Origin of the sequence: Pseudomonas alkylphenolica, from assembly GCF_000746525.1 — a bacterium.
Classification (GTDB): Bacteria; Pseudomonadota; Gammaproteobacteria; order Pseudomonadales; family Pseudomonadaceae; genus Aquipseudomonas; species Aquipseudomonas alkylphenolica.
Genome location: NZ_CP009048.1, coordinates 1258212 through 1274342, shown reverse-complemented (window position 1 = coordinate 1274342; position 16131 = coordinate 1258212). Strand labels below are relative to the sequence as shown.

The window sequence follows — 16131 nt, the reverse complement described above, 5'->3', positions numbered from 1 at the left end:
CTTCCGCTTTACAGCTTGAAAAAAGCCCCGCCCTTAACAGGCGGGGCTTTTTTTTACCCTGATTTTGAGCCTATCGCGGGGCAAGCCCGCTCCCACAATCCTCTGTGGGAGCGGGCTTGCCCCGCGATCAGTTAAACTCAGTCTTCGCTGATGGTGATATTCGGCATCGCAGGCGCCGCTGCCTCCTGCAACACGATCCGCGCACCCACCTGACGGGCCAGCTCCTGGTAGACCATGGCAATCTGGCTCTCAGGTTCGGCAATCGCCGTCGGCTTGCCACTGTCGGCCTGCTCGCGAATCAGCATCGACAGCGGCAGCGAGGCCAGCAGTTCCACGCCATACTGGCTGGCGAGCTTCTCACCGCCGCCTTCACCAAACAGATGCTCGGCGTGGCCACAGTTCGAGCAGATATGCACAGCCATGTTCTCGACCACGCCCAACACCGGGATATTGACCTTGCGGAACATTTCCACGCCTTTCTTGGCGTCGATCAGGGCCAGGTCTTGCGGCGTGGTGACGATCACCGAACCTGCCACCGGGACTTTCTGCGCCAGGGTCAGCTGAATATCGCCGGTGCCTGGCGGCATGTCGATCACCAGGTAGTCGAGATTGTCCCAAGCGGTCTGGGTCACCAGCTGCAGCAAGGCCCCGGAAACCATTGGCCCGCGCCAGACCATCGGTGTGTTGTCGTCAGTCAGAAAAGCCATGGACATCACTTCGACACCATGGGCCTTGAGCGGCACGAACCACTTTTGCTCGCGAATCTGGGGGCGGGTGCGCTCAGGGATGCCAAACATCATGCCCTGGCTCGGACCGTAGATGTCAGCATCGAGAATCCCCACTCGCGCACCTTCGCGGGCCAGGGCCAGGGCTAGGTTGGCGGCGGTCGTGGACTTGCCCACCCCGCCCTTGCCCGAGGCAACAGCAATGATGTTCTTGACGTTGGCCAGGCCCGGGATCTGCGCTTGGCCTTTGTGTGCGGCGATCACGCAGGTGATGTCGACCTGTGCCGAGACGACCCCGTCGATGCCTTCAATGGCGGTTTTCAGGACTTGCGCCCAGCCATTCTTGAACAGACCGGCAGCGTAACCCAGTTGCAGCTGGACATTGACCCGCTCGCCCTGGATATCGATGGCCTGGACACAGCCGGCGCTGACCGGGTCCTGGTTCAGGTAAGGGTCGGTGTACTGGCGAAGAACGGCTTCGACGGCTGCGCGAGTGACGGCACTCATGGAGACTCCCGTTAAAAAGACTGAGTAAAACAGACCACTATGCTAACCCGCGAAACATCCACAGACGTCCATGGGGTGAAATAAATTTCCCGGCGTTTTATAGTGGCCGATCATCGTTTCATCTCAAGTAGCCGAAAAAAGTAGCCGAGCCCCCATGTCCGAGCCACGTCAGATTCTCGTCACCAGCGCCCTGCCCTATGCCAATGGTTCCATTCACCTTGGCCATATGCTCGAGTACATCCAGACAGACATGTGGGTGCGCTTCCAGAAACATCGCGGCAATCAATGCGTGTATGTCTGCGCGGACGACGCCCACGGTTCGGCCATCATGCTGCGCGCCGAAAAAGAAGGCATCACCCCCGAGCAACTGATTGCCGCCGTCCAGGCCGAGCACAGTGGCGACTTCGCCGACTTCCTGGTGGACTTCGACAACTTCCACTCGACCCACGCCGAAGAAAACCGCGAGCTGTCGAGCCAGATCTACCTCAAGCTGCGTGATGCCGGGCACATTGCCACCCGTTCGATCACCCAGTACTTCGACCCGGACAAGAAAATGTTCCTGGCCGACCGTTTCATCAAGGGCACCTGCCCCAAGTGTGCCGCCGAAGACCAGTACGGCGACAACTGTGAAAAATGCGGCGCCACCTATGCCCCGACCGAACTGAAGAACCCCAAGTCGGCGATTTCCGGCGCCACGCCGGTGCTCAAGGACTCCCAGCATTTCTTCTTCAAGCTGCCCGACTTCCAGGCCATGCTCCAGCAGTGGACCCGTAGCGGCACCCTGCAGGACGCCGTAGCCAACAAGATCGCCGAGTGGCTGGATGCCGGCCTGCAGGAATGGGACATCTCCCGTGACGCGCCGTATTTCGGTTTCGAAATCCCAGACGAGCCCGGCAAGTACTTCTATGTCTGGCTGGACGCGCCGATCGGCTACATGGCCAGCTTCAAGAACCTCTGCGCCCGTCGTCCCGAGCTGGACTTCGACGCGTTCTGGAACAAGGACTCCAAGGCCGAGCTGTACCACTTCATCGGCAAGGACATCGTCAACTTCCACGCCCTGTTCTGGCCGGCCATGCTCGAAGGCGCGGGCTACCGCAAGCCGACCGGCATCAACGTACACGGTTACCTGACCGTCAACGGCTCGAAGATGTCCAAGTCGCGCGGCACCTTTATCAAGGCCCGTACCTACCTGGATCACCTGGCGCCGGAATACCTGCGCTACTACTACGCCTCCAAGCTCAGCCGTGGCGTCGATGACCTCGACCTGAACCTGGAAGACTTCGTGCAGAAGGTCAACTCCGACCTGGTCGGCAAGGTGGTCAACATTGCCAGCCGCTGCGCCGGATTCATTCAAAAGGGCAACGACGGTGTGATGGTTGCCGGCGACGCCGCGCCAGAGCTGACCGAAGCGTTCCTGGCCGCTGCACCAAGCATCGCCGAGGCCTATGAAGCGCGCGACTTCGCCCGCGCCATGCGTGAAATCATGGCCCTGGCCGACCGCGCCAACGCCTGGATCGCCGACAAGGCACCATGGTCCCTGGCCAAGCAGGAAGGTAAACAGGACGAAGTCCAGGCGATCTGCGCCCAAGGCATCAACCTGTTCCGCCAGTTGGTGATCTTCCTCAAGCCGGTACTGCCTTTGCTGGCTGCCGACGCCGAGGCGTTCCTCAACGTTGCCCCACTGACCTGGGACGACCATCAGACCCGCCTGAGCAATCACCAGCTGAACCCGTTCAAGGCGCTGATGAGCCGCATCGACCCGGCCAAGGTCGAGGCCATGACTGCCGCCAGCAAGGAAGACCTGGCCGCCAGCCAGACTTCCGTGGTTACCGGCAATGGCGAACTGAGCAAAGACCCGCTGTCGGCCGAAATCGACTTCGACACCTTTGCTGCCGTCGACCTGCGCGTGGCCCTGATTCTCAAGGCCGAAGCCGTGGAAGGTGCCGACAAGCTGCTGCGCCTGACCCTCGACATCGGTGACGAGCAGCGCAACGTGTTTTCCGGCATCAAGTCGGCGTACCCGGACCCGGCCAAGCTCGAAGGTCGCCTGACCATGATGATCGCCAACCTCAAGCCGCGCAAAATGCGCTTTGGCATCTCCGAAGGCATGGTCATGGCTGCCGGCCCCGGCGGTGAAGAAATCTACCTGCTCAGCCCTGACAGCGGCGCCAAGCCCGGTCAGCGCATCAAGTAAGGCCTCACGCCCCGGACGATTGCGTCCGGGGCGTTCTCATCCTCGCGTCATTGCCGGATAATGGCGAACAGCCCTGGCAATGTGCACCCCCATGAGCGAATTCATCCTGGCCCTGATCAGCGCCGCGCTGGTCAACAACCTGGTCCTGCATCAAGGGCTGGCCATCGACCCGGCCTTGCACCCTTCTGCTGGCCAAGATCGCCGTCGCCTGCACGCCCTGGGGCTGGCAACGCTGACGTTACTGGTGCTCGCCGTCACGCTGGGGCAACTGCTGTATCACTACCTCCTGCAACCCTTGCAGCTTGGCTATCTACGCCTTTTCGTCCTGCTACCCCTGTGCGTACTGCTGATCGAGCCGCTGCTCGGCCTGTTGTCTCGAGCGTTGCCAAGCCTGCCCTTCGACGGGCTGATGCCGTTACTGCTGGGCAATGTGGCACTGCTAGGCTTGAGCCTGCAGGTCATTGAAGGCGCCTACGGTGCACTGCAGACCCTGGCCTGGAGCCTGGGCGGTGGTCTGGGATTCTGGCTGGCTTTGAGCCTGTTCGCCGATCTGCGTCAACGCAGTGACAACGAGGCGATGCCCGAGAGCTTTCGCGGTCTGCCTGCAGAGTTGATCGGCGCGGGCGTGATGGCCTTGGCGTTTCTCGGCTTCAACGGATTATTTACATCATGAGTCTGATTCAACGCATCGACGCCCTGCTGCCGCAGACCCAATGCGGCAAATGTGGTCACCCTGGTTGCAAGCCCTATGCAGAGGGCCTGGCCAAGGGCGAAGCGATCAATAAATGCCCGCCAGGCGGCAACGAAACCATCGCCGCCCTGGCCAGCCTGCTGCAGGTGCCGATCATAGCCCTGGATCCTGAGCGCGGTAGCGCGCCGCCCCAGGTCGCCTTTATCCGCGAAGCCGAATGCATTGGCTGTACCAAATGCATCCAGGCCTGCCCGGTGGATGCCATTGTCGGTGCCGCCAAATTGATGCACACCGTGATCAGTGCTGAGTGCACTGGCTGCGACCTGTGCGTGGCGCCCTGCCCGGTGGATTGCATTGACCTGCTGCCACTGAGCGCAACCAGCAACATCATCCCGATTGTCGGTGGCATGGCCCAGGACGCCGAGGCCCTGGCCGCCCGCAGCGCCAAACGCAATCATGCCCGCCGTCGCTTTGAATTGCGCAACAGCCGCCTGCAGCGCGAAGAAGCGCGCAAGCAAGCCGAACGTGCCGCCCGCAGTCAACGCAGCGCCGCCAGCAACACCCCGGAGCAGGCCGTAACCAGCGATGACCCGATCAAAGCCGCCATCGAGCGGGTCAAGGCACAGAAAGCCGCCGCGGCCGATGCCGCGCTGAAAAAAGCCAAGATTGCCGCCGCCATGAGCCGGGCACAGCTGAACAAAGCCAGAAGCGCCTTCGGTGAGAGTCCGAACGAAGCTCAGCTGGCGCAGTTGGCCGAACTGGAGCAAGAGGCCGAACAGGCCCAGGCGCAACTGCTGGCCTTGCAACCGGCCACCGCCCATGCCGGCCGTTGATAACAGCGAGCGCCTGCGCAGCACCATGCTGCTGGTGCTGCTGGCGTGCCTGCCTGGGGTGCTGACGCTGCTCTGGCAGCATGGCTGGGGAATGGTCTTCAATCTGTTGTTGTGCGCAGGCTCAGCCCTGGCGAGCGAAGCGCTGCTGCTCAAGCTGCAGCAACGCCCGGCCCTGCCTTCACTCAATGATGGCAGCGCCCTGGTCAGCGCCACCCTGCTTGCCGCTGCCTTGCCTGCCTACGCCCCCTGGTGGGTACCGGTTATCGCCACGGTCAGTGCCATCGCCCTTGGCAAGCAACTGTATGGCGGTGTCGGCAAGAACCCGTTCAACCCGGCCATGCTCGGCTATGCCGTGGTCTTGCTGGCCTTCCCGCTGCACATGACCCAGTGGCCCGGCGCGCAACTGCTGGATCTGGGGAGCAGCCTGCAGCATGTGTTTGCTATCAATACCGGCGAGCAACCCGATGCCTGGGCCCAGGCAACTCTTCTGGATGGCCTGCGCAACAACCGCAGCCTGACTCTCGATGAGTTGTTCAGCACGCATCCAGGCTTTGGTCATTTCGGCGGCGCAGGCAGCGAATTGGTAAACCTGGCCTTCCTGCTGGGCGGCTTGCTGCTGTTGCAACGCAAGGTCTTCAGCTGGCATGCCCCCGTCGGCTTGCTGGCGAGTCTGTTCGTGATCAGCCTGTTGTTCTGGAATGGATCCGGCTCGGATTCCAATGGTTCACCGTTACTGCATCTGTTCAGCGGCTCGACCATGCTGGCCGCATTCTTTATTGCCACAGAACCGGTTTCCGGCCCCAGGTCACCACAGGCCCGCTTGCTGTTTGGCATAGGCATGGGCTTGTTGATCTATCTGATCCGCACTTGGGGCAGCTACCCCGATGGCACCGCTTTTGCGGTGCTGCTGATGAACCTGTGTGTACCGGCGCTGGAGCGCTGGGCCGAACGTCGTCAAGCGGTGTCATCATGAACCGCTCGTCGATACGCAGCGCCATGCTGCTGTTGCTCATTGCCTTGTTGAGCCTGGGCAGCAGCATGATCTGGCAGCACTTCAGTGCCCAGGATATCGCCTTGGCCGAGCAGAATCTCAAGGCGCAGACCTGGCTCAGCGTCCTGCCAGAAAAGACCTATGACAACCAGCCATTGCAGACACCCCTGGTGTTACCCGCCCCCACCCTCGCCCACAGCCGGCTGCTGGCAGGCTATCGTGCCACCCTTGCCGGTCGCCCCAGCGCGGTAGTGCTGCACAGTCAGGCCCAGGGTTACGCAGGCCAGATCGAGCTGCTGATCGCTATCGACACGCAAGGCCACTTGATCGCCAGCAAGGTACTACGCCAACAGGAAACGCCTGGTCTGGGGGCCAAGCTGGTAGAACCGGGTAACCAGTGGCTACAAAGCTTCATCGGTACCAGCCGGCAAACCACACCCGATGCCGCCTGGGCTCTCAAGCGTGACAGCGGTCAGTTTGATCAACTGGCAGGCGCCACGGTGACTTCGCGTGCAGTGATCCATGCTGTGCATGACGCCCTGCGCTACTTCGACGAACATCGTCAGCACTTACTTGAGGCAGCCAATGATGAGTAGGCAATGGCTGGCCGCCGTGAGCCTGGCCCCGTTGCTGGGTATCACCCAGACGCTGCTTGACGCGTGCGCCATCGCCGGTTTCAGTGTGTTACTGATTACCCTGCATCACTTGGCAATGGGGCCTTTGCACCGCTGGCTCGCGGCCCGCGGCAGAATGCTCGCCAGCGTGCTGCTGGCCGCAGCGCTGACCACCTGTCTGGAGTTGAGTCTGCGCGCCTGGGCCCTGCCCTTGCATCAGGCGCTGAGCCCCTACCCGGCACTGATCGCCGTACAATGCCTGATGTTCGAATACGCTCAAGGCGAGAACCGTCGCTGGCGCGATATCGCCCAGTTGCTAGGCGCATTCGCCGCCCTGTGTATCGCCTTGGGGCTTTGCCGCGAGTTGCTGGCTGGCTGGGCGGGACTACGCCTGGCTGCCCTGCTGCCTGGGGCATTTTTTCTGTTGGGCCTGCTGCTGGCCCTGTACAACAGGGTTTGCCTGCGGCGAGCCCCCTCACGTCGTCAAGGAAAGTGTTGACCCCATGAATGCCGCCAAACGCCTGGAGATATTTCGCAGGCTGCACGAAGACAATCCCGAGCCCAAGACAGAACTGGCTTACACCTCCCCCTTCGAGTTGCTGATTTCGGTCATTCTTTCGGCGCAAGCCACCGATGTCAGCGTGAACAAGGCGACCGCCAAGTTGTACCCGGTCGCCAATACCCCCGAAGCCATCTATGCCCTTGGCGTCGACGGACTGTCGCAATACATCAAGACCATCGGCCTGTACAACAGCAAAGCCCGCAACGTGATCGAAACCTGCCGCTTGCTGATCGAACAGCATGGCAGCCAGGTACCAGAAACTCGCGAAGCGCTTGAAGCATTGCCTGGCGTGGGTCGCAAGACCGCCAACGTGGTCCTCAACACCGCCTTCCGACAACTGGCAATGGCAGTGGATACGCATATTTTCAGGGTCAGCAACCGCACCGGGATTGCTCCGGGCAAGACAGTCCTGGAGGTTGAGAAGGCATTGATGAAATTCGTGCCCAAGGCTTACCTGCTCGACGCCCACCATTGGCTGATCCTGCACGGGCGCTATGTGTGCCTGGCACGTAAACCGCGTTGTGGAAGTTGCCGGATCGAAGACCTGTGTGAATACAAGCACAAAACCTCAGACGATTGAGCAGATAGTGAAAACTGCGTCGGGCCGATTGAAAAAATCTTTTGTACCGGCTCGAAAATTCTCGCTATAAGGTGCGCCAATGGCCCTCTTGGCTTGGAGTGACTTATGAGCACCGATAAAGAAGACCTGGTTGTTGACGACGACATCGCCACTGAAGACGCAGAGGAAGATGTTCCGGCTGAAGTGGCAAAGACCAACTTGAGCAAGCGCCGCACCATCGATAACCTGCTGGAAGAACGTCGCCTGCAAAAACAACTGGCCGATTACGATTTCGACCTCTGACGCCTCGACTGCGCAAGCCAGGAAACCCTTGGCTGCTGAGTACCGGCCTCACCAGCAAAGCCTCCCGAGTGGAGGCTTTGTTGCTTCTGGCGATATCAAACCAGGCCGTTGCGCTGGGCCAGCTCGATCAGATCAACCAATGACCGGGCATTGAGCTTGAGTAGCAGCCGGGTCTTGTAGGTACTGACGGTCTTGTTGCTCAGAAACATACCGTCGGCAATTTCCTTGTTGGTCCGGCCGCGCGCCAGTTGCTGCAGGACCATCATCTCCCGCCCCGACAGACGCTCGACCATATCGGCCTCACTGGCGCCGCCCAGGTTGCTACGCACCGAATGCAGTGCTTGATTGGGGAAATAACTGTAGCCGGACAGCACGGCCTTGATTGCACTGAGCAGCTCTGTGAGGTCCTGCTGCTTGCAGACATAGCCGGCGGCACCTGCCTGCATACACCGCATCGAAAAGTGCCCAGGCGCCTGGGAGGTCAGTACCAGCACCTTGGCCCCCGGACAGGCGGTCGTAAGCCGGGCAATAACTTCAAGACCATCGAGCTTGGGGATGCCGATGTCCAGAATGACGATATCCGGATCATGCTCTCGTGCCAGTTGTAACGCGTCCACGCCATTATCCGTCTCTGCGATGACTTCATAGCCATGCCGCTCCATCAGCATACGTACAGCCAGGCGGATGACCGGGTGATCATCCACGATCAGCACTTTATTCATGGGCAGATCCAATTGTTCGCTGTTCGATTTTTTTTGAGCCTGCACAATAGCCTAGTTACGCGACATATTGTATTGCAGCACCCGCGAGCAAAAGCACACAAAGATAAAACCTACACACATAGAGGATTGGTCCTACAAAAAACCTGAACCCGCCCATTCTCACACTTACATCAGTGCCCTTGAACGAAACAGAATTAACCTCTAAAACCCAAAATAGCACCAGAACACATAAATAACCCAGCCAGCAGCACCTTAATACCTGAAGGAAAAGTCCTTTAATCTTGATATATATTTACCGACATCTATGAGGTTTTATACAAGATGCGAGGCAATAGGTTCCCCGATCAGAAATCCCGCCCAGTGCCACCCCCGCTTGTTATCCAGACTAATAGCCACTCGACTGGGTGAAAGCGAAGTGAGGACACGGCTATGAGCAACGCAGAGCCGAAAAGCCCATTGACCATCATTGCTATATTCGCCGGAATTATCGAAGCCTCGGCACTGGCTTCGTTGCCTTTTCTAAGTGAAGACAGCCAGACTACCTACACATGGTTTCTGGTAGTCTTTCCTTTTTTTCTTACAGTCTTGTTCTTTCTTACACTCAACTTCAACTACAAATCCCTGTATTCACCGCCAGTACAGGACTCCACCGAAGCCTCCGCTGTTGCTACTTCAGCGCAACTATCCACTGCGGTGAAAACAATGACGAGCGACGTAATACAGACACCCTCTGAATTACCGACAAGCAATGAGGCTATCAGCCTTGCAGCGGACAACGGCACTGCCCATGCGCCTGGTAATCCGCTACAGATTGCTCAAACATCCGTGACCATTACCATAAGCGGAACATGTGCGAGTCAATTGCTCGAACACTTTGCCATGCTGGCATTGGACCAGACCCACCCATTGTGCAACACCTGGACACTAATCAACCTGGAGACAGGCATCCAGACAACACTGGCAACCCAGCCGATCAACAACTAAAAAAAAACCCCGGACCAGGCCGGGGTTTTCATTCAAGGCATCGTTCAGATCAGCGAACGACCCTTGTTTGCAGCAATGCGCATACGCAGGGCGTTGAGCTTGATGAAGCCCGCTGCGTCGGCCTGGTTGTAAGCGCCGCCATCTTCTTCGAAGGTTGCGATGTTGGCGTCGAACAGCGAGTCATCGGACTTACGGCCAGTGACGATTACGTTGCCCTTATACAGCTTCAGGCGCACGACACCGTTCACATTGACCTGGGAGGCGTCGATCATCTGTTGCAGCATCAGACGCTCCGGGCTCCACCAGTAGCCGGTGTAGATCAGGCTGGCGTACTTGACCATCAGCTCATCTTTCAGGTGAGCGACTTCACGGTCCAGGGTGATCGACTCGATCGCCCGGTGCGCGCGCAGCATGATGGTGCCGCCCGGGGTCTCGTAGCAGCCACGGGACTTCATGCCGACATAGCGGTTCTCGACGATGTCCAGACGACCGATGCCGTTCTCGCCGCCAATGCGGTTGAGGGTGGCCAACACGGTGGCCGGCGACATTTCAACGCCGTCCAGGGCAACGATGTCACCGTTGCGGTAGGTCAGTTCCAGGTAGGTGGGGACGTCAGGCGCGGCTTCCGGCGACTTGGTCCACTTCCACATGTCTTCTTCGTGTTCGGTCCAGGTATCCTCCAGCACGCCACCTTCATAGGAGATGTGCAGCAGGTTGGCGTCCATCGAATAAGGCGATTTTTTCTTGCCGTGACGCTCGATCGGGATACCGTGCTTCTCGGCATAGTCCATGAGTTTTTCACGGGACAGCAGGTCCCACTCACGCCATGGAGCAATAACCTTGACGCCCGGCTTGAGTGCGTAGGCACCCAGTTCGAAGCGCACCTGGTCGTTGCCCTTGCCGGTAGCACCATGGGAAATGGCGTCGGCACCGGTTTCATTGGCGATTTCGATCAGGCGCTTGGCGATCAGCGGACGAGCGATGGAAGTACCCAGCAGGTACTCGCCTTCGTAAACGGTGTTGGCGCGGAACATCGGGAAAACGAAGTCGCGCACGAACTCTTCGCGCAGGTCATCGATGTAGATTTCTTTCACGCCCATGGCCTGAGCCTTGGCGCGGGCCGGTTCGACCTCTTCGCCCTGCCCCAGATCGGCAGTGAAAGTCACCACTTCACAGTTGTAGGTATCCTGCAGCCACTTGAGAATCACCGAAGTATCAAGGCCGCCGGAATACGCCAGTACGACCTTTTTTACGTCCGCCATGCCATCACTCCACGGGGTTGTACGGAAAGCCGTCGATTCTACCGGCCTTGCCGCAAAAATTACAGTGGGGCGACAGCTTGTGACGACAAAGCGACAGGAACTGTCGAGAGCGCGACGGACGGTCGCAGCTCAGGACTTGGCTGAAGGCTTGCTGGTATCCGTTTGCGCTGCAGGAACTGCCGGTGTTTCGGGTGCTTTCTCTATCGCTGTTTCAACCGGCGTTACCCGATCCAGCTGAATGTTCACCCGGCGATTGCGGGCGCGATTGGCAGCCGAGTTGTTGGCGGCCAGTGGATAGCGCTCACCGTGAAAGCGCACGCTGATCTGATCTTCGGCAATGCCATGCGCCTTGAAGTACTCCATTACCGCCAGGGCCCGGCGTCGGGACAGATCACGATTGGTCAGGCGATTGCCACTGTTGTCGGAGTGACCATCAAGCTCGATGCGGTTGACCGTAGGATCGGCCTTGAGAAACTCCAGGATCACGTCCAGACGCGCCTTGGCATTGGCGTCCAGTTCAATCCCGCCCCCAGGGAAATCGACCCGACCCTGGCGCACCTGGTCGTAATTCATTGGCAGCAGCTTGGCGGCGCAGACCTGGTAATCGCTGTAGGCCTTGCTGAATTTTACCGGCAACAGGCGCACTTCCATCGCTCGCCCGGCTTCACCGGCATAGTTGCGAACCACGGTACTGCGGCCGTCGAGCAGACCATTGATCAGACGACTGGCCTGCCCTTGGGAGCTGGTAAACAGCACGCCGCTACGGGCCATGCGCACCGAGCCCAGGTTGATATCGCCACGGCCTGGCTGCCAGGGCGCTGCGGCAGCCAGCAGGGTTGCAGACCCTGTACCCAGGACATTGCTGCTCGAACGCAATTGAAACGTCGCCTGTTCACCGGCGCGGCGCACGAACTCACCACTGCCGAAATCGGCAACCGGCTGGACCAGGCGGCATTCGAACTGATCGCCTTCGACCTTCCACTCAATATTCTCCAGACGGGTCTGGAAAGTGAGTGCTGTCGCCGGCAAGCAGGCAAACACGCTGAGTAGGGCTAGATAACGCTGGCGCACGGGCGGCTCCACAGATTTTCACGGTATACCCGCAGGCTATCGGTCAGGCGTGGCAAAACTTGATAGCGAGTGCTCGGACCCGGCTTTTCCGGTAGCATTCACCTTGAGTTCGACCCGCCTGGAATCCCCAATGTCCGACCGCCTGACCCTCCTGCGTCCCGATGACTGGCACATCCATCTTCGTGATGGCGCCGTCTTGCCCCACACCGTTGGCGACGTTGCGCGCACCTTTGCTCGCGCAATCATCATGCCCAACCTGGTACCGCCTGTGCGCAATGCCGCCGAAGCCGGCGCCTATCGCGAGCGCATCCTGGCCGCACGTCCGGCCGCTAGCCGCTTCGAACCGCTGATGGTGCTGTACCTCACTGACCGTACCCAGCCCGAAGAAGTCCGCGCAGCCAAGGCTACAGGTTTCGTGCATGCCGCCAAGCTGTATCCGGCCGGCGCGACGACCAACTCCGATTCCGGCGTTACCAGCATCGACAACATTTTCCCGGCACTCGAAGCCATGGCCGAAATCGGCATGCCGCTGCTGGTGCACGGTGAAGTGACCCGTAGCGAGATCGACGTGTTCGACCGCGAGAAGCTGTTCATCGACGAGCACCTGCGCCGTGTCGTCGAACGCTTCCCGACCCTGAAAGTGGTCTTCGAGCACATCACCACCAGCGATGCCGTGCAGTTCGTCAACGAGGCTCCGGCCAACGTCGGCGCGACCATCACCGCCCAGCACCTGCTGTATAACCGCAACCACATGCTGGTTGGCGGTATTCGTCCGCACTTCTATTGCCTGCCGATCCTCAAGCGCAACACCCACCAGGTGGCCTTGCTGGACGCTGCCACCAGCGGCAGCAGCAAGTTCTTCCTCGGCACCGACTCGGCCCCTCACGCCCGTCACGCCAAGGAAGCGGCCTGCGGCTGCGCCGGCTGCTACACCGCCTACGCCGCCATCGAGATGTACGCCGAAGCGTTCGAACAGCGCAACGCGCTGGACAAGCTTGAAGGTTTTGCCAGCAAGCACGGCCCGGACTTCTACGGCCTGCCGCGCAACACCGACACCATTACCCTGGTTCGTGAAGACTGGACCGCCCCAAGCAGCTTGCCGTTCGGCGAGCAGACCGTTATCCCGCTGCGCGCCGGTGAACAACTGCGCTGGCGCCTGCTGGAGGAAACTGCGTGAGTGAAGATCTGTACGACGACCAGGAAGGTCCAAGCGGTGGCCCACGCCACCCGATGGCGGAACGTTTTCGTGGTTACCTGCCGGTTGTAGTGGATGTCGAAACCGGCGGTTTCAACAGTGCCACCGACGCCCTGCTGGAAATTGCCGCAGTAACCATCGGCATGGATGAAAAAGGCTTCCTGTTCCCGGAGCACACCTACTTCTTCCGGGTCGAACCGTTCGAAGGTGCCAACATCGAACAGGCCGCCCTGGAGTTCACCGGGATCAAGCTCGATCACCCACTGCGCATGGCCGTCAGCGAAGAGTCGGCGCTGACCGATATCTTCCGTGGCGTACGCAAGGCGCTGAAGGCCAATGGCTGCAAGCGGGCGATCCTGGTTGGCCACAACAGCAGCTTTGACCTGGGCTTCCTCAACGCGGCGGTGGCGCGCCACGATATGAAACGCAACCCGTTTCATCCGTTCTCCAGCTTCGACACCGCGACCCTGGCCGGTCTTGCCTATGGCCAGACCGTGCTGGCCCGTGCCTGCCAGAGTGCCGACATCGATTTCGACGGTCGTGAGGCCCACTCGGCACGTTACGACACCGAGAAGACTGCCGAGCTGTTCTGCGGCATCGTCAATCGCTGGAAGGAAATGGGCGGCTGGCAGGACTTCAACGACTGAAGCCTTGCTGAACCCATAAAAAAACCGGCCATCAAGGCCGGTTTTTTTTATCGCTCGCTATTACAGCTTGCCAGCGTTCTCGCTCAGGTAAGCAGCAACGCCTTCAGGCGAAGCGGTCATGCCCTTGTCGCCTTTTTTCCAGTTGGCAGGGCAGACTTCGCCGTGCTCTTCGTGGAATTGCAGGGCGTCGACCAGACGCAGCAGCTCGTCCATGTTGCGGCCCAGTGGCAGGTCGTTGACGATCTGCGAACGGACAACGCCTTTGTCGTCGATCAGGAACGCGCCACGGAAAGCAACGCCGCCTTCGGACTCAACGTCGTAGGCCTTGGCGATTTCGTGCTTCATGTCAGCAGCCATGATGTACTGCACCTGACCGATGCCACCGGCATTGATCGGGGTGTTGCGCCAGGCGTTGTGGGTGAAGTGCGAGTCGATCGACACCGCGATCACTTCAACGTTGCGGTCGCGGAACTCAGCCATGCGGTGATCCAGAGCGATCAGCTCGGACGGGCAGACGAAGGTGAAGTCCAGCGGGTAGAAGAACACCAGGCCGTACTTGCCTTTGATGGCCGAAGCCAGGTTGAAGCTGTCGACGATTTCGCCATTGCCCAGTACGGCTGGAACAGTGAAGTCCGGGGCAGTTTTGCCAACGAGTACGCTCATTCGATATCTCCTGATGGTTGAAACAGCTGTGCAGGCTGGCATAAGCCACCTGACAGAGCAAAGGTCGGCCATGATACACCGCCTGACGCTGCTCGCCGAATTTCAGGCCCTGCACCTTTGAAAGCTGCCGCTGGTCGCTCTGACCCAAAGTCTGGCACATTGTGCTTTGACAAGCATTCTCATTAACATTAAGCTTCTTCGCATTGAGCCTTTACCAGCGATGGTCTGCCCTATGTATGTGTGTCTTTGTGTTGGTGTAACCGACGGACAGATCCGCGATGCGATCTATGAAGGATGCTGCAGCTACAAGGAAGTCAGAAGCGCCACCAACGTGGCGAGCCAGTGTGGCAAATGTGCCTGCCTGGCCAAGCAGGTTGTGCGTGAAACCCTGACCGAACTGCAGGTCAGCCAGGCTATCCTGCCCTACCCTGTGGATTTTACTGCAGCGTAAAAACAGCCCATTCTAAGAACCGGACCCCGTGTCCGGTTTTTTTATGCCTGTAATTCAATAAGTTAGGGGTATAACGCGGAACACAAACATTCTTATTCCTATTAATTTTCATTTATTATTCAATAACTTAGGTTTGACAGTCGAAGTTACGGGGCTCAAACTCTTGCTTATAGGCACACTTATAGGGCAGGACCCCATCATGAAAGGCGACGTTAGCGTCATCCAGCATCTCAACAAGATCCTCGGAAACGAGCTGGTCGCAATCAACCAATACTTCCTGCATGCGCGCATGTATGAAGACTGGGGTCTGGATAAGCTCGGCAAGCACGAGTACAAGGAATCCATCGATGAAATGAAGCACGCTGACAAACTGATCAAGCGTATTCTGTTTCTCGAAGGCATTCCCAACGTCCAGGACCTGGGCAAGCTGCTGATTGGTGAACACACCAAAGAAATGCTCGAATGCGACCTGAAAATCGAGCAGAAAGGTCTGACCGACCTCAAGGCCGCTATCGCCCACTGTGAAACCGTTGGCGACTTCGGCAGCCGCGAGCTGCTTGAAGACATCCTCGAGTCCGAGGAAGAACATATCGACTGGCTGGAAACCCAGCTGAGCCTGATCGACAAAGTCGGTCTGGAAAACTACCTGCAGTCGCAGATGGGCGAGTAATGTGGGAGCGGGCTTGCCCCGCGAAGCGATGTGACTAACAAATCGCCATCGCGGGGCAAGCCCGCTCCCACCGCCAACAAAAAAGCCCCGCATTGCGGGGCTTTTTTTTCACCAAACCTGTAATCAGGCCTTGGCCGCCTCAGCCTTGGCTGCAGCTTCCTTGATCAGGGTCTGCAGTTCGCCGTTGGCAAACATTTCAGCCATGATGTCGGAACCGCCAACCAGCTCACCGGCAACCCACAGCTGTGGGAAAGTCGGCCAGTTGGCATATTTTGGCAGGTTGGCGCGGATTTCCGGGTTCTGCAGGATATCCACGTAAGCGAATTTCTCGCCACAACCCATCACGGCTTGCGCCGCCTTGGCCGAAAAGCCGCACTGCGGGGCATTCGGCGAGCCTTTCATGTAAAGCAGAATGGTGTTGTTAGCAATCTGCTCTTTGATTGTTTCAATGATATCCATGAAGCACCTCGCGGCTGAACTTTCCGAC

18 protein-coding genes and 1 pseudogene are annotated in these 16131 nt (G+C 59.0%); 13 read left to right on the top strand and 6 right to left on the bottom strand.

Translation table 11 applies throughout. From position 1 onward, the window contains the following. Positions 1–137 precede the first annotated feature (137 nt). Complete coding sequence (gene apbC, locus PSAKL28_RS05900) at positions 138–1232, bottom strand: iron-sulfur cluster carrier protein ApbC (RefSeq protein ID WP_038607812.1); 1095 nt, start codon at positions 1230–1232, stop codon at positions 138–140. Positions 1233–1386: 154 nt separating this feature from the next. On the opposite strand from apbC, the gene metG reads away from it, so the two are divergent. The 8 genes and pseudogenes from metG (at position 1387) to PSAKL28_RS27595 (ending at position 7979) form a co-directional block, all read left to right on the top strand. Further along, complete coding sequence (metG, locus tag PSAKL28_RS05895; protein WP_038607809.1) at positions 1387–3426, top strand: methionine--tRNA ligase; 2040 nt, start codon at positions 1387–1389, stop codon at positions 3424–3426. Between the two features lie 91 nt (positions 3427–3517). Then, positions 3518–4099, top strand: coding sequence for an Rnf-Nqr domain containing protein (locus PSAKL28_RS05890; protein ID WP_038607806.1), 582 nt, complete (start codon positions 3518–3520; stop codon positions 4097–4099). After that, positions 4096–4935, top strand: a pseudogene (gene rsxB, locus PSAKL28_RS05885) (electron transport complex subunit RsxB); the annotation flags it as partial. The gene PSAKL28_RS05890 and the pseudogene rsxB, both read left to right, overlap by 4 nt. A gap of 1 nt (position 4936) precedes the next feature. Further along, positions 4937–5923 (top strand): RnfABCDGE type electron transport complex subunit D, encoded by a 987-nt coding sequence (locus PSAKL28_RS05880; RefSeq protein ID WP_038607800.1) that lies wholly within the window; start codon positions 4937–4939, stop codon positions 5921–5923. Continuing rightward, a complete protein-coding gene (locus tag PSAKL28_RS05875) occupies positions 5920–6537 on the top strand; it encodes an RnfABCDGE type electron transport complex subunit G (protein ID WP_038607798.1) in 618 nt (205 codons plus the stop codon). Before PSAKL28_RS05880 ends, PSAKL28_RS05875 begins: the two co-directional genes overlap by 4 nt. Beyond that, positions 6530–7054 (top strand): Rnf-Nqr domain containing protein, encoded by a 525-nt coding sequence (locus PSAKL28_RS05870; RefSeq protein WP_038616273.1) that lies wholly within the window; start codon positions 6530–6532, stop codon positions 7052–7054. The genes PSAKL28_RS05875 and PSAKL28_RS05870 overlap by 8 nt, the downstream gene beginning before the upstream one ends. A gap of 4 nt (positions 7055–7058) precedes the next feature. Beyond that, positions 7059–7697 carry an endonuclease III gene (gene nth, locus PSAKL28_RS05865; RefSeq protein WP_038607795.1) on the top strand — a complete coding sequence of 213 codons (639 nt, stop codon included), beginning with the start codon at positions 7059–7061 and terminating at the stop codon, positions 7695–7697. Between the two features lie 105 nt (positions 7698–7802). Next, positions 7803–7979 carry a PA3496 family putative envelope integrity protein gene (locus PSAKL28_RS27595; protein ID WP_038607792.1) on the top strand — a complete coding sequence of 59 codons (177 nt, stop codon included), beginning with the start codon at positions 7803–7805 and terminating at the stop codon, positions 7977–7979. Between the two features lie 95 nt (positions 7980–8074). Here PSAKL28_RS27595 and PSAKL28_RS05855 read toward each other — a convergent pair whose 3' ends face one another. After that, a complete protein-coding gene (locus PSAKL28_RS05855) occupies positions 8075–8701 on the bottom strand; it encodes a response regulator transcription factor (RefSeq protein ID WP_038607789.1) in 627 nt (208 codons plus the stop codon). A 429-nt stretch (positions 8702–9130) separates the two neighbouring features. On the opposite strand from PSAKL28_RS05855, the gene PSAKL28_RS28075 reads away from it, so the two are divergent. Continuing rightward, the gene (locus tag PSAKL28_RS28075) at positions 9131–9685 is read left to right on the top strand and encodes a hypothetical protein (RefSeq protein WP_257011858.1); all 555 of its coding nucleotides are present in this window, start codon (positions 9131–9133) and stop codon (positions 9683–9685) included. 44 nt (positions 9686–9729) lie between these two features. Here PSAKL28_RS28075 and PSAKL28_RS05845 read toward each other — a convergent pair whose 3' ends face one another. Together PSAKL28_RS05845 and PSAKL28_RS05840 are read right to left on the bottom strand one after the other, a co-directional pair. Next, positions 9730–10947, bottom strand: coding sequence for an argininosuccinate synthase (locus tag PSAKL28_RS05845; protein WP_038607786.1), 1218 nt, complete (start codon positions 10945–10947; stop codon positions 9730–9732). Between the two features lie 129 nt (positions 10948–11076). After that, positions 11077–12018, bottom strand: coding sequence for a flagellar protein MotY (locus PSAKL28_RS05840; protein ID WP_038607783.1), 942 nt, complete (start codon positions 12016–12018; stop codon positions 11077–11079). Positions 12019–12148: 130 nt separating this feature from the next. Here PSAKL28_RS05840 and pyrC point away from each other — a divergent pair, with 130 nt between their 5' ends. Both pyrC and rnt read left to right on the top strand, forming a co-directional pair. Further along, positions 12149–13195 (top strand): dihydroorotase, encoded by a 1047-nt coding sequence (pyrC, locus tag PSAKL28_RS05835; protein ID WP_038607781.1) that lies wholly within the window; start codon positions 12149–12151, stop codon positions 13193–13195. Then, on the top strand, positions 13192–13860 hold the full coding sequence (gene rnt, locus PSAKL28_RS05830) for a ribonuclease T (protein WP_038607778.1): 669 nt from the start codon (positions 13192–13194) through the stop codon (positions 13858–13860). The genes pyrC and rnt overlap by 4 nt, the downstream gene beginning before the upstream one ends. Before the next feature lie 60 nt (positions 13861–13920). On the opposite strand, the gene PSAKL28_RS05825 is transcribed toward rnt, so the two are convergent. Then, on the bottom strand, positions 13921–14523 hold the full coding sequence (locus tag PSAKL28_RS05825) for a peroxiredoxin (protein ID WP_038607775.1): 603 nt from the start codon (positions 14521–14523) through the stop codon (positions 13921–13923). Positions 14524–14755: 232 nt separating this feature from the next. On the opposite strand from PSAKL28_RS05825, the gene PSAKL28_RS05820 reads away from it, so the two are divergent. Both PSAKL28_RS05820 and bfr read left to right on the top strand, forming a co-directional pair. Then, the gene (locus PSAKL28_RS05820; RefSeq protein ID WP_038607772.1) at positions 14756–14974 is read left to right on the top strand and encodes a bacterioferritin-associated ferredoxin; all 219 of its coding nucleotides are present in this window, start codon (positions 14756–14758) and stop codon (positions 14972–14974) included. A gap of 199 nt (positions 14975–15173) precedes the next feature. Beyond that, the gene (gene bfr / locus PSAKL28_RS05815) at positions 15174–15644 is read left to right on the top strand and encodes a bacterioferritin (RefSeq protein ID WP_038607769.1); all 471 of its coding nucleotides are present in this window, start codon (positions 15174–15176) and stop codon (positions 15642–15644) included. 123 nt (positions 15645–15767) lie between these two features. Here bfr and grxD read toward each other — a convergent pair whose 3' ends face one another. After that, complete coding sequence (gene grxD / locus PSAKL28_RS05810; RefSeq protein ID WP_028943477.1) at positions 15768–16103, bottom strand: Grx4 family monothiol glutaredoxin; 336 nt, start codon at positions 16101–16103, stop codon at positions 15768–15770. Between the last annotated feature and the right edge of the window lie 28 nt (positions 16104–16131).